Genomic DNA, 12,246 nt, shown 5'->3' with positions numbered 1-12,246 from the left:
GGGACGCGCCCCGCCCGGTCAGGGGGGAAGCGGCGGTTCAGCTTCCTTCGGCGCCCTCGGAGCGGCGGCGCAGCAGCCACAGCCCGCCGACGGCGGCCAGGCCGATCACACCGACGCCGAGCGCGACCTGGGTGGAGTTCGGTTCGACGCTGCCGCCGACCCCGGTCCGCACATGGCCGATCGGGCGGTCGTGGATGGGCTTGTCGTGCTTGCCGCCGCCGATCACCTTGAGGTCGCCGACCGCGTCCTTGCCGTTGTCACAGGAGACGACGATCTCGTAGGTGCCGGGCCGGGTGTCGTGCGGCACGGTGAACTGGCCGACCACGACCTCCTTGTGGGTGCCGGGGCGTACCTCGAAGTCCCCGGCGTCCAGGGAGTTCGCGTCCCCGATGCCCGAGCCCTTGGGCCCGCAGGCGGTGGTGTTCACGGTGACGGTGGCGCCGGGGGCCGCCGTCGACGGGGTGATCTCCAGACGGCCGAAGTCACCCGCGTACGCGGACGGAGCGGCGGCGGTGAGACCGAACGCGATGACGGTGAACGCGGCGCCGACGGCGCCGGTCACGAGGCGGGCAGGACTGCGCATGGGGATCCTCCGGGCAGACGGCACGAGCGGGTGTGTCCTGCCCCGAGCCAACGGGGGCGCGGCCCGCCACGCCTTCTGACGTCGGGTCAGCTTTCACCCGTACGGACCGGCGCGGCACCCTTGCCGGAATGGATCACCGCAGGTCATGGCGGTGCGGCTGGGCCGTTCGGTCCGTGCTGTCGCCCCGGGTGCCGATCGGGTGAGGCCCGGACCTCAGGTGTGACGCAGGTCACATGAATGACCTCGCGGACCCCGGGCACACGCAAGACACCCCCCACGGGACGGATCCCCGCCCCCCACGGCACCCGCCCTCACCGGACCACTCCCCCCTGGTTCCGGTGGGGGCGGTGTCGGATCCGCCTCCGGCCCGCCGCGCGTGGCGGTCACGCCCCGCCCGCGCCGCCCGTGGCGCTCCAGATGATCTGCGGCGGCCGCACCCGGCCGCACAGCGGCTGCCCCTTGGCGTCGGTGAGCCCGAGCCGCCCGGTGAGATGCCCGGAGCGCGCGGCGGCTTCGAGGACGTCCGGGCCGATGTCGCCGAACATCAGCTTGGCGCGCCGGAACATGGTGAAGAGCCCGGCGTCGTCCACCGTGCCCCACGACAGATAGACGAACCGCCCGCCCAGCCGGTTCTGGACGTAGGGCCCCGACACCTCGATCCCGTCCGCCCCCGGGGCAGCCGTGCAGTCGAGGGTCCACGAGGCGGAGGGGGCGTCCCCGGGGCGCGGGCCGAGCAGCTCGCCCGGCCGGTCCTTGCGCTGGACGCCGACGTGGATGTTCTCGAACCCGGGGAAGTCGCTGTCCGGGCCGCAGCTGCGGCCGGGGAGGGCTGAGGCCTCGATATGGATCTGCATGCCCCCATGGTCCGGCACGGCCGGGCCGCCGGGCCCCGCCCTCCCGTACGGGGGTCTCACACGATGTCCTGCGGAGCGGAGGCGTACACCGTGCCCAGGTCCTTCATCAGCTCCTCGTCGACCGCGAACCCGACGCCGTCGATCCGCCGCACCGGTGCGATCCCCTGCGAGTTGCAGACGAAGGCGGCGCGGTAGCGGCCCACCCCGTCCGGGCCCTCCAGCGTCACCGGGCGGCGCACCGACGGCCGCCCGGCCCCCTCCAGTCCCCGCGCGAGCAGCACCATGGTGATGCCGTCCAGCGCCGGGGCGTCGGGCCACACCACCGAGGTCCCGTCCCAGAAGCCGATGTTGGTGACCGCGCCCTCGGCCACCACCCCGCCGGGCAGGGTCAGCAGCGCCTCGTCGAACCCCGCCCGCTCCGCCAGCAGCCCGTAGTACGTCTGCCCGAACTCGCCCGGCCGCTTGATGTGCGGGGCCGTGCGCGCGTACGGCACCGACATCAGGCTCCGCGCCCCGGAGGGCATGACGGCGGGCTCCCGGACCGTCACCATCAGGGTCGTGCGCGTCGCGCCGGGCGGCTGGTAGCCGTTCACCCGCACCGAGGCGTCCCGCAGCCCCGCGCCCGCCAGGGCGTGCCGGATCAGCTCCCGCACCCGCTCGCCCTCCACCGGCTGTTCGAACAGCTCCCGGTTCGCGGCGTCCAGCCGGGCGAGATGCAGTGCGAGCCCGCGCGCCCTACCGCCCCTCACCTGGAGGGCGGTGAAGTGGCCGAAGCCGTACAGGGCGGGGACCCGCAGGGTCTCCTCGGTCGCCGGCCGGCCGTCGAGCTCGACGTGGGGCAGCTGCGTGCTCGGCGGGTGCGTCGTCATGCGGCCACCGTAGGCGGGCCGTCCGGAACCGGGCCCGGCGGGCTCCGGGTGACCGCGCTTGACCTCAACCATGGTTGAGGCGGAAAGCTCGGCCCCATGAACACCACAGCCGCACCCACGTCATCCACCGAGCCCGCCACCGCTCCCACCGAGCCCACGCCCCTCAAGGTGGCCGTCATCCTCGGCAGCAACCGCGACGGCCGCTTCGGTCCCGTCGTCGCCGAATGGTTCCTGGCCCGCGCGGCGGGCCACCCCGGCATCGAGACCGAACTCGTCGACGTCGCCGAGGCCGCTCTCCCCACCGCGATCACCTTCAACCCCGGACCCGAGGACGCGGCGCGGATCGGCGCGGTCTCCGCCCGGCTCGCGGCGGCCGACGCCTTCGTCGTCCTCACCCCCGAGTACAACCACTCGTTCCCCGCGCCGCTGAAGAGCCTCGTCGACTGGCACAGCGCGGAGTGGCGGGCCAAGCCCGTCGCCTTCGTCAGCTACGGCGGCATCTCCGGCGGGCTGCGGGCCGTCGAACAGCTCCGGCAGGTCTTCGCCGAACTGCACACCGTCACCGTCCGGGACACCGTGTCCTTCCACAACGCGGGCGCCCTCTTCGACGACACGGGACGCCACCTGGACCCGGGCCCCGCCGACGCGGCGGCCAAGGCGCTGCTGGACCAGCTGGTGTGGTGGGGCGTCGCCCTGCGCGACGCCAGAAATCTCCGTCCGTACGGCGGCTGACCCGCCGTGGGCCGACAATCGCATCGAAGGCCCACGGGCAGGGAGCCCGCCGCACACGAGGAGACCCGACGATGACAGCGCCGCCGGCATGGCTGACCGTACTGACCACCACCGACAGCGAGGACAAGGCCCAGGCCCTGGCCCGGTCGGCGGTGGAGGCCAGGCTGGCGGCCTGCGCGCAGATCTCCGCCCCCGTCACCTCCGTCTACCGGTGGCAGAACGCCATCGAGACGACCGAGGAGTGGCAGGTGCTCTTCAAGACGACGGCGGCGCGCTACGACGAGCTGGAGGCGCACCTCCAGCGGGAGCACGACTACGACACAGCGGAGATCATCGCCCTGCCGGTGATCCGGGGCAGCGCCCGCTACCTCGCTTGGGTGACGGCGGAGACGGCGTCCGCGGCAGCCCTGTGACGGCGGCCATGACCACGACCGCCCCCGGCGACCGCGTCGCCGCCGAGCTGCCCTTCTTCGTGTACGGGACGCTGCTGCCCGGCGAACCCAACCACGACCTGTTCCTCCGGGGCCGTACGGCGGGGGAGCGGCCGGCCGTGCTGCCCCGGGCCCTGCTCTACGACGGCCCCGGCTACCCGTACGCGATCGAGGGCCACGGCCGCGTCCACGGCACCCTGCTGGTCGCCGCGCCCGGGGTGTACGGGGAACTCCTCGGGCTGCTGGACCACCTGGAGGAGTTCCTCGCCCCCGGCCACCCGCGCAACCTGTACGAACGCGTGGTCCGCGAGGTCGAGCTGCCGGCCCCCGGCGACCGGCCGGGTCGGGACGGCGAGCTCCCCGGCGCCGGGGAGTCCGTGCGGGCCTGGGTCTACCTCGCCGCGGCCGCCGTCACCCGCTCGCTGCGGACCGGCGGCGTCCTCATCCCCGAGGGGCGGTGGATCACCGAACCCGTACGGGACAGCCTCTGAGGCCTGCCCCGTCCCGGGGCTTCACCCGCCCGGCGCAAACGGCCGGGCCCGCGCCCCGGAGCCCGTCAGCGCGCCCCGGCGGCCAGCGCCTCCGTCACGCCCGGCTCCTCGGGCCCCAGGAAGCGCGGGTCGGGACGGACCAGGGCGTCCAGGGCCGCCTTGCCCGAGGCCGCCAGCTCCCGGACCCCGCCGTAGTACCAGGTGGAGTCCCGTGGTTCGTCGACCCCGACCCCGTACGCGTCGATCCCGGCGGACCGGCACAACGTGACGACCCGGTGGATATGGAAGCCCTGGCTCACCAGCAGCGCCCGGTCGACCCCGAAGATCTTCTTGGCCCGGACGCAGGAGTCCCAGCTGTCGAACCCGGCGTAGTCGCTCACGATCCGTTCGTCGGGCACCCCGCGCCCGGTGAGATACGTGCGCATCGCGTCCGGCTCGTCGTACTCCACCCGGCTGTTGTCCCCGGTGACCAGGACGACCTTCACCTTCCCGGTGCGGTACAGCTCGGCCGCCGCGTCCAGCCGGTGCGCGAGGTACGGGGTCGGCCGGCCCTTCCACAGCCCGGCGCCGAACACCACGGCGACCTCCCGCGCCGGAGCCCCGGCCGTCGTGCCCACCCGGTCGCCGGCCTCCAGCCGCATCCAGGTCGCGGGCACCAGGGCCAGCGCACAGGCGACCATCAGCCCCTGGACCAGGCGCCGTTGGACCCGCCGGGTAAGCGGCAGGCGCAGGGCGGCGGGCCGGCTGAGCAGTCGTAGGGCGGCGGGCCGACGCGGCAGCCGCAGGATGGCGGGCCGGCCGGACAGGCGCAGGATGGCGGGCCGACGCGGCAGGCGCAGGATGGCGGGCCGCATCGGCAGGCGTAGGGCGGCGGGCCGCATCGTCCGCCGCAGCCTCTTCAGCCGCTCGAGCACCTTCCGTCTCTTCCCGCTCGTCCCGGTCTTCCCGCTCTTCCCGCGCACAGGTCCCCCCGGTCATTCGTCCGTCCGTCGCGCCGGATGCGCTCCGTGCCCCCCACCCCACCTGACGACCGGCAAGCCGCAAAGGTTCGCCGGCCGCCCCGGTTTGTGGCATCCGCCACCGGCGTCCGGCCCCGGCGGAGGGCCCGGACGGCGGCCCGGACGGCGGGCCCCGGCGGACGGACGCAGCACCGGACGGCAGACCGTACGCACACCGCCCCCGCCCCGGCCGTGAGGCCGCGGAAAACGCCTGTGACCCTCGCGCAACGGCCCGGCAACCTCCGCCCGGCACCATCGGTCCATGACGGAGCAGGTCCCGGAACAGCCTCCCCAGTCGCCCCCGATGACCGACACCACCGCGCACCTCCTCACCCGCATCAGCGTCCAGCTCGGCGCCCAGCTCAGCCTCGTCTCCCGGAACGGAACCCGCAGGCCCATGCACCGCACCCGGAAGCCCGCCCGCCCCGCACACGACCGGAGCGGCGCGCCCGCCCCGTCCCTGGTCGCCGTAGCGCACGGCAGCCGCGATCCGGAGGCCCTGCGCACCGTGCTGGCCCTCCTGGACCGGGTGCGCGACCTGCGCCCCGGCCTCGACGTCCGGCTCGGCCACATCGAACTGAACCGGCCGCTGCTCCCGGACACCCTGGACGGCCTGCGCGGGGCCGACGCCGTCCTCGTACCGCTGCTCCTGGGACGCGGCCACCACGTCAAGCGCGACCTGCCCGCCAGGGCGGCCGCCGCCCCCGACGTGCGCACCCGGATCGCCGCACCCCTCGGGCCGCACCCCCTCCTCGTCGAGGCCCTGTACGGGCGGCTCGTCGAGGCCGGCTGGGACCCCGCCGACGAGGGCGGCCGGGGCGCCGCCGTGGTCCTCGCCGCCGCCGGGTCCCGCGACCCCGACTCCGCCCAGGACACCCGGCGCACCGCCCGCATGCTGGCCGAACGCCTCGGGGTCCCCGTCGTCCCCGCGTACGCCTCCGCCACCACGCCCACCGTCCCGGCCGCCCTGCGCGCGCTCGCCGCACGGGGCCGCCACCGGACCCTCGTCGCCTCGTACTTCACCGCCCCCGGCCGCTTCGCGAGCGCCTCCGCCGACGCCGCACCGCGCCGGGCCGCCGCCCCGCTCGGCGCCCACCCGGCGCTGGCCCGCCTGGTGCTGCACCGCTACGACCAGGCACGGTCTGTCGAGGCCCCCTCCGACGCGGTGACCCTGCTCGCTTCCGCCTGACATCCCGGACCCGCTCACGCCCTGTTGTCCGTCCCGGTCGCTACTGTCGGGACCATGGACGGCACACAGGGCGCACACGGGGCAGACCGGACACACGGCGTACAGAGCGGATGGGGGGCGAGCCCCTACCGGTCCGCCGACACCGAGCGCTTCGACACCGAGGAGGACAAGCGCCCCGGCCGCACCGCCTTCCAGCGCGACCGCGCCCGGGTCCTGCACTCCGCGGCCCTGCGCAGACTCGCCGGGAAGACCCAGGTGGTGACGCCCGGCACCCGCTCCCTCGTCTGGGACGCCAGCCCCCGCACCCGGCTCACCCACTCCCTGGAGTGCGCCCAGGTCGGCCGCGAGCTCGGCGCGGTCCTCGGCTGCGACCCGGACCTGGTGGAGACGGCCTGCCTGGCCCACGACATGGGCCACCCGCCGTTCGGCCACAACGGCGAACAGGCGCTCAACGACTTCGCCTCCGACTGCGGCGGCTTCGAGGGCAACGCCCAGTCGCTGCGCCTGCTGACCCGCCTGGAGCCCAAGCGCTTCGTCCGCGACCCGCGCACCGGCGACCTGGTCAGCGTCGGCCTCAACCTGACCCGGGCCGCCCTGGACGCCGCCACCAAGTACCCCTGGCCGCGCGGCGACCACCCGACCGACCCGCATTCGGCCAAGTTCGGGGTGTACGCCGACGACCTCCCGGTCTTCGCCTGGGCCCGCAGGGGGGCGCCCGAGGACCGCACCTGCTTCGAGGCCCAGGTCATGGACTGGTCCGACGACGTGGCGTACAGCGTCCACGACTTCGAGGACGGGCTGCACGCCGGACACATCGACCCCAACTGCCTCTACGCCGAGCCGGAGCGCGAGGAGATCTGGGCGGTCGCCATCGGCCGCTACGTCCCGGCCGGCACCGACCCGCAGGAGTTGTCCGCGGCCCTGGACCGGCTGATCGACCAGGACTGGTGGCCGCACGGCTACGACGGCTCCGCCGTGGCCCAGGCCCGCCTCAAGGACGCCACCAGCCAGCTCATCGGCCGCTTCTGCACGGAGGCCGAGACCGCCACCCGCGCGGTGTACGGCCCCGGCCGCCTCGGCCGGTACGCCGCCGAGCTGGTCGTCCCGCGCGCCGTCCGCCACGAGTGCGCGGTGCTCAAGGCGGTGGCCGACCGGTACGTGATGCAGCGCGCCGAACAGGAGGCCATCCGCGCCGACCAGCGCATCGTCATCGCCGAGCTGGCCGCCGCCCTCACCGCCCGCGCCCCCGAGGGCCTTGAACCGCACTTCCGCGCCCTGTTCGACCAGGCATCCGACGACCACGCCCGCAAGCGCGTCCTCGTCGACCAGATCGCCGCCCTCACCGACGCCTCCGCACGATCCCTGCACGCCGCGCTCACCGCCCGTCGCGGGTGACCGGCAGACTGGAACCTGACCACTGGGGGTGACCTGTCCCGGGCACTCCCTCTTTCGTCATCACGCTGCGTGCGGGACGCTCGCAGCTGGGGGCGCCGCGCAGCACAGCACTGAGGAGGCATCAAGTGGTCGACGCACACCAGACGTTCGTCATCGTCGGAGCAGGACTCGCAGGGGCGAAGGCGGCCGAAACGCTGCGCGCCGAGGGGTTCACCGGCCGGGTGATCCTCATCGGCGACGAGCGCGACCACCCCTACGAACGACCGCCGCTCTCCAAGGGCTACCTGGAGGGCAAGGCCGAACGGGACAGCGTCTTCACCCACGAGCGCCCCTGGTACGCGGGCGCCGACATCGAGCTGCACCTCGGCCAGCCGGTCACCGTGCTCGACCGGTACGCCAAGACCGTGCAGCTCGGCGACAACACCGTCATCCACTACGACAAGCTGCTGCTGGCCACCGGCTCCGAACCGCGCCGCCTGGACGTCCCCGGCACCGACCTGGCCGGCGTCCACCACCTGCGCCGCCTCGCCCACGCCGACCGGCTGCGCAACGTGCTCGCCGCCCTCGGCCGCGACAACGGCCACCTGGTCATCGCCGGGGCCGGCTGGATCGGCCTGGAGGTCGCCGCCGCCGCCCGCGGCTACGGGGCCGAGGTCACCGTCGTCGAAGCCGAACCCACCCCGCTGCACCAGGTCATCGGCCCCGAGCTGGGCCAGATCTTCACCGAACTCCACAGCGCGCACGGCGTCCGCTTCCACTTCGGCGCCCGGCTCACCGAGATCACCGGCCAGGACGGCATGGTGTTCGCCGCCCGCACCGACGACGGCGAGGAGCACCCCGCCCACGACGTCCTCGCCGCGATCGGCGCGGCCCCGCGCTCCGCCCTCGCCGAGGCCGCCGGACTGGAGATGGCCGAGCGCGCCCACGGCGGCGGCATCGCGGTGGACGCCTCGCTGCGCACCTCCGACCCGCACATCTACGCGGCCGGCGACGTCGCCGCCGCCGCCCACCCGCTGCTCGGCACCCGGCTGCGCGTCGAGCACTGGGCGAACGCCCTGAACGGCGGACCGGCCGCCGCCCGCGCCATGCTCGGCCAGGACGTGACGTACGACCGCGTCCCGTACTTCTTCTCCGACCAGTACGACCTGGGCCTGGAATACTCCGGCTGGGCCCCGCCCGGCTCCTACGACGAGGTGATCATCCGGGGCGACGCCGGGAAGCGGGAGTTCATCGCGTTCTGGCTGAAGGACCGCCGCGTCCTCGCCGGGATGAACGTCAACGTGTGGGATGTCACCGAAACGATCCAGGAGCTCATCCGGGCCCGTCAGCAGCACGACCCGGAAGCCCTCGGCGACCCGTCGGTCCCGCTGGACTCCCTGCTCTGAGGACGGCTCCGGGGCGCGGGCGGCACCGCCCGCGCCCCGGAGCGGCCCTTGCCCCGGATCCGACTGTCTGAGTCCACCCGTAGACTTCACACGTGGCTGGCAGGATCAATGACGACGACGTGAAGGCGGTACGGGACGCGGTCCCGATCGACTCCGTCGTGTCCGAATACCTTCAGCTGCGCAACGCGGGCGGCGGAAACCTCAAGGGCCTCTGCCCCTTCCACGACGAGAAGTCCCCCTCCTTCCAGGTCAGTCCCGGCAAGGGCCTGTTCCACTGCTTCGGCTGCCAGGAGGGCGGCGACACGATCGCCTTCGTGATGAAGATCGACCACCTCTCCTTCTCGGAGACGGTCGAGCGCCTCGCCGCCAAGGCGGGCATCACCCTGCGGTACGAGGAGGGCGGCTACAACCCCTCCCACCAGCGCGGCGAACGGATCCGGCTGATCGAGGCCCACCAGGCCGCCGCCGAGTTCTACGTCCGCGCACTGGAGAGCCCCGAGGCCGAGATCGGCCGGAAGTTCCTCGCCGAGCGCGGCTTCGACCAGGACGCCGCCACCCACTTCCGCGTCGGCTACAGCCCGGCCGGCTGGGACCACCTCACCCGCTATCTGCGCGGCAAGGGCTTCAGCGACAAGGAGCTGATCACCTCCGGCCTCTCCCAGGACGGCCGCCGGGGCCCCATCGACCGCTTCCGCGGCCGGCTGATGTGGCCGATCAGCGACACCGCCGGCGAGATCGTCGGCTTCGGCGCCCGCAAGCTGCGCGACGACGACAACGGCCCGAAGTACCTCAACACCCCCGAGACCCCGGTCTACAAGAAGTCCCAGGTGCTGTACGGCATCGACCTCGCCAAGAAGGACATCGCCAAGGCCAGCCGCGCGGTCGTCGTCGAGGGCTACACCGACGTCATGGCCTGCCACCTCGCCGGCGTCACCACCGCCATCGCCACCTGCGGCACCGCCTTCGGCAACGACCACATCAAGATCCTGCGCCGCCTCCTGATGGACAACGGCAGCGCCCGCGTGATCTTCACCTTCGACGGCGACTCGGCCGGCCAGAAGGCCGCCCTGCGCGCCTTCGAGGACGACCAGAAGTTCGCCGCCGAGACCTACATCGCCATCGCCCCGGACGGCATGGACCCCTGCGACCTGCGGCTCGCCAAGGGCGACGACTCCGTACGCGACCTGGTCGAGCCGCGCACCCCGCTCTTCGAGTTCGCCCTGCGCCAGATCGTCGGCCGGTACGACCTGGAGACCCCGGCCGGCCGCGCCGCGGCCCTCGACGAGGCCGCCGCCGTCGTCGCCAAGATCAAGACGAGCAGCGTGCAGCGCGAGGTCGCCGTCCAGCTCGCCGGGTTCGTCGGCATCCTCGACCAGGAGTTCGTCGTCCACCGCGTCGCCCAGCTCGCCCGCTGGGCCCGCGACAAGGGCGGCGACCACGGGGAGCGCGGCGGCCGGCGGGGCGGACCCTCGGGCATCCGCGGGGGAGCCCCGCAGCAGACGGCCACCGCCCCCGGCTTCTCCGGCCCCGCGCTCAACCTCCGCAGCCCCGCCCACCGCACCGAGCGCGAGCTCCTCAAGCTAGCCCTCCAGAAGCCCGCCCTGGTCTCCCCGGCCTTCGACGCGTACGGCATGGACGAGTTCACCGCCCCGCCGTACGCCGCCGTGCGCCGGTGCGTCGAGGAGGCGGGCGGCGCCGAGCAGGGTCTCGCCGACAACCGCGAGTATCTGGTCGCCGTCATGGACGCCGCCCCCGACGACACCGTCCGCAGCCTCGTCACCGAGCTGGCCGTCGAGGTGTTCCACGGCAAGTCCATCGACGAGACCTACGCGGGCATGCAGCTCGTCCAGGTCCGGCTGCGCGCCGTGGACCGCCGCATCAACGACGTCCAGGGCAGCCTCGCCCGCCTCGGCAGCCACGTGGCCCCCCAGGATCTGGCCGCCGCGCAGAACGAGGTCTGGGTGCTCCAGCAGTACGCCCAGTCCCTGCGCGCCCATGGCGCCGCCGCGCTCTGAACCACCCGTGCCCCGGCAGGGCCGGTAGTCGCCCGGTGACCGACCGGAATCAAAAAGTCACCGCACGCCCCTCGTGACAGTCGTGTGTCGTACCCCACACTGGGGTCTCTGAGTCATCGGAGCGCGCCGGTCCGCCGGGAGGACACCCCCGGGGGCCCGGACAGACCTCCACCCCCGTCATCCGGCAGCGATCACCTGGAGGTCGCCCCCGTGCAGACCCGGACCGTGACGACCACGACCGAGCCCATCGCGGCCATCCCGGCGCAGAACAGGGCCCTGCACCACCCGGAGACCCCAGCCGGCCCGCCCGGACACGCACCCGAGGCAGTCATGGTGGAAGCAACGCACCTCCCGGACCCCCCGGAGCCGCGGAACCGCGCGGACTCCGGCGGCCCCACCTCCGACCTGTTCCGGCAGTATCTGCGCGAGATCGGCCGCATCCGGCTCCTCACCGCCGCCGAGGAGGTCGAACTCGCCCGCCGCGTCGAGGCCGGGCTCTTCGCCGAGGAACGCCTCGCCGGCACCCCGGACCTCGACTCCCGCCTCGCCGGGGACCTGGACCGGCTGGTCGTCATGGGCCGCACGGCCAAACGCCGCCTCATCGAGGCCAACCTCCGCCTCGTCGTCTCCGTCGCCAAGCGCTATGTGGGCCGCGGGCTGACCATGCTCGACCTGGTCCAGGAGGGCAACCTCGGACTGATCCGGGCCGTGGAGAAGTTCGACTACGCCCGGGGCTACAAGTTCTCCACGTACGCGACCTGGTGGATCCGCCAGGCCATGTCCCGCGCGCTGGCCGACCAGGCCCGCACCATCCGGGTCCCGGTCCATGTCGTGGAACTGATCAACCGCGTGGTGCGGGTCCAGCGCCGGCAGCTCCAGGAACGCGGCGTCGAACCCAGCGCCGAGGACGTCGCCGGCGAACTCGACCTGACGCCCGAGCGGGTCACCGAAGTCCTCCGCCTGGCCCAGGAGCCGGTCTCCCTGCACGCCCCCGTCGGCGAGGAGGACGACGTCTCCTTCGGCGACCTCATCGAGGACGGCGACGCCACCTCACCCGTCGAGTCCGCCGCCTTCCTGCTGCTGCGCGAACACCTGGAGGCGGTGCTCTCCACCCTCGGCGAACGCGAACGCAAGGTCGTACAACTGCGGTACGGCCTGGAAGACGGGCGGCCCCGCACCCTGGAGGAGATCGGCCGGATCTTCGGCGTGACACGCGAACGCATCCGCCAGATCGAGTCCAAGACCCTCAGCAGGCTGCGGGACCACGCCTTCGCCGACCAACTCCGCGGCTACCTCGACTGATC

At 73.8% G+C, this 12,246-nt stretch carries 12 protein-coding genes; 8 read left to right on the top strand and 4 right to left on the bottom strand.

From position 1 onward, the window contains the following. Nucleotides 1–37: 37 nt before the first annotated feature. From ACH4UK_RS04135 to ACH4UK_RS04125, 3 genes are all read right to left on the bottom strand, one after another. The gene (locus ACH4UK_RS04135; RefSeq protein WP_398354413.1) at nucleotides 38–583 is read right to left on the bottom strand and encodes a hypothetical protein; all 546 of its coding nucleotides are present in this window, start codon (nucleotides 581–583) and stop codon (nucleotides 38–40) included. A 383-nt stretch (nucleotides 584–966) separates the two neighbouring features. Continuing rightward, nucleotides 967–1,437 carry a DUF5990 family protein gene (locus ACH4UK_RS04130; RefSeq protein WP_398354412.1) on the bottom strand — a complete coding sequence of 157 codons (471 nt, stop codon included), beginning with the start codon at nucleotides 1,435–1,437 and terminating at the stop codon, nucleotides 967–969. A 56-nt stretch (nucleotides 1,438–1,493) separates the two neighbouring features. Further along, complete coding sequence (locus ACH4UK_RS04125; RefSeq protein ID WP_398354411.1) at nucleotides 1,494–2,306, bottom strand: aminotransferase class IV family protein; 813 nt, start codon at nucleotides 2,304–2,306, stop codon at nucleotides 1,494–1,496. A gap of 96 nt (nucleotides 2,307–2,402) precedes the next feature. On the opposite strand from ACH4UK_RS04125, the gene ACH4UK_RS04120 reads away from it, so the two are divergent. The 3 genes from ACH4UK_RS04120 to ACH4UK_RS04110 all read left to right on the top strand — a co-directional run bounded on the left by ACH4UK_RS04120 (nucleotide 2,403) and on the right by ACH4UK_RS04110 (nucleotide 3,960). Beyond that, on the top strand, nucleotides 2,403–3,038 hold the full coding sequence (locus tag ACH4UK_RS04120; protein ID WP_398354410.1) for an NADPH-dependent FMN reductase: 636 nt from the start codon (nucleotides 2,403–2,405) through the stop codon (nucleotides 3,036–3,038). Between the two features lie 71 nt (nucleotides 3,039–3,109). Continuing rightward, nucleotides 3,110–3,451: a divalent-cation tolerance protein CutA gene (gene cutA / locus ACH4UK_RS04115; protein WP_398354409.1), complete on the top strand. Its 342-nt coding sequence runs from the start codon at nucleotides 3,110–3,112 to the stop codon at nucleotides 3,449–3,451. 8 nt (nucleotides 3,452–3,459) lie between these two features. Next, the gene (locus tag ACH4UK_RS04110) at nucleotides 3,460–3,960 is read left to right on the top strand and encodes a gamma-glutamylcyclotransferase family protein (protein ID WP_398354408.1); all 501 of its coding nucleotides are present in this window, start codon (nucleotides 3,460–3,462) and stop codon (nucleotides 3,958–3,960) included. A 65-nt stretch (nucleotides 3,961–4,025) separates the two neighbouring features. Here the strand turns inward: ACH4UK_RS04110 and ACH4UK_RS04105 are convergent, their stop codons facing one another. Further along, nucleotides 4,026–4,772, bottom strand: a complete 747-nt coding sequence (locus ACH4UK_RS04105) for a vancomycin high temperature exclusion protein (protein ID WP_398354930.1) — start codon at nucleotides 4,770–4,772, stop codon at nucleotides 4,026–4,028. A 448-nt stretch (nucleotides 4,773–5,220) separates the two neighbouring features. Here ACH4UK_RS04105 and ACH4UK_RS04100 point away from each other — a divergent pair, with 448 nt between their 5' ends. The 5 genes from ACH4UK_RS04100 to ACH4UK_RS04080 all read left to right on the top strand — a co-directional run bounded on the left by ACH4UK_RS04100 (nucleotide 5,221) and on the right by ACH4UK_RS04080 (nucleotide 12,244). After that, a complete protein-coding gene (locus tag ACH4UK_RS04100; RefSeq protein ID WP_398354407.1) occupies nucleotides 5,221–6,147 on the top strand; it encodes a sirohydrochlorin chelatase in 927 nt (308 codons plus the stop codon). Between the two features lie 54 nt (nucleotides 6,148–6,201). Beyond that, nucleotides 6,202–7,542 carry a deoxyguanosinetriphosphate triphosphohydrolase gene (locus tag ACH4UK_RS04095; protein ID WP_398354406.1) on the top strand — a complete coding sequence of 447 codons (1,341 nt, stop codon included), beginning with the start codon at nucleotides 6,202–6,204 and terminating at the stop codon, nucleotides 7,540–7,542. Between the two features lie 125 nt (nucleotides 7,543–7,667). Continuing rightward, nucleotides 7,668–8,927 (top strand): NAD(P)/FAD-dependent oxidoreductase, encoded by a 1,260-nt coding sequence (locus ACH4UK_RS04090; RefSeq protein ID WP_398354405.1) that lies wholly within the window; start codon nucleotides 7,668–7,670, stop codon nucleotides 8,925–8,927. Nucleotides 8,928–9,019: 92 nt separating this feature from the next. Then, nucleotides 9,020–10,942 (top strand): DNA primase, encoded by a 1,923-nt coding sequence (gene dnaG, locus ACH4UK_RS04085; RefSeq protein WP_398354404.1) that lies wholly within the window; start codon nucleotides 9,020–9,022, stop codon nucleotides 10,940–10,942. A 210-nt stretch (nucleotides 10,943–11,152) separates the two neighbouring features. Further along, complete coding sequence (locus tag ACH4UK_RS04080) at nucleotides 11,153–12,244, top strand: RNA polymerase sigma factor (protein WP_398354403.1); 1,092 nt, start codon at nucleotides 11,153–11,155, stop codon at nucleotides 12,242–12,244. Nucleotides 12,245–12,246 lie beyond the last annotated feature (2 nt).

This window comes from Streptomyces sp. NPDC020884 (assembly GCF_044333935.1).
In the GTDB taxonomy this organism is placed as follows: Bacteria; Actinomycetota; Actinomycetes; order Streptomycetales; family Streptomycetaceae; genus Streptomyces.
This window is presented reverse-complemented; position numbering and strand designations above follow the sequence as displayed.

What these genes read in the sequence shown, in the direction of transcription:
- ACH4UK_RS04095 (WP_398354406.1), top strand. Translation starts at nt 6,202, where the DNA reads ATGGACGGCACACAGGGCGCACACGGGGCAGACCGGACACACGGCGTA.
- ACH4UK_RS04110 (WP_398354408.1), top strand. Translation starts at nt 3,460, where the DNA reads ATGACCACGACCGCCCCCGGCGACCGCGTCGCCGCCGAGCTGCCCTTC.
- ACH4UK_RS04135 (WP_398354413.1), bottom strand. Translation starts at nt 583, where the DNA reads ATGCGCAGTCCTGCCCGCCTCGTGACCGGCGCCGTCGGCGCCGCGTTC.
- ACH4UK_RS04120 (WP_398354410.1), top strand. Translation starts at nt 2,403, where the DNA reads ATGAACACCACAGCCGCACCCACGTCATCCACCGAGCCCGCCACCGCT.
- ACH4UK_RS04125 (WP_398354411.1), bottom strand. Translation starts at nt 2,306, where the DNA reads ATGACGACGCACCCGCCGAGCACGCAGCTGCCCCACGTCGAGCTCGAC.
- cutA (WP_398354409.1), top strand. Translation starts at nt 3,110, where the DNA reads ATGACAGCGCCGCCGGCATGGCTGACCGTACTGACCACCACCGACAGC.
- ACH4UK_RS04100 (WP_398354407.1), top strand. Translation starts at nt 5,221, where the DNA reads ATGACGGAGCAGGTCCCGGAACAGCCTCCCCAGTCGCCCCCGATGACC.
- ACH4UK_RS04130 (WP_398354412.1), bottom strand. Translation starts at nt 1,437, where the DNA reads ATGCAGATCCATATCGAGGCCTCAGCCCTCCCCGGCCGCAGCTGCGGC.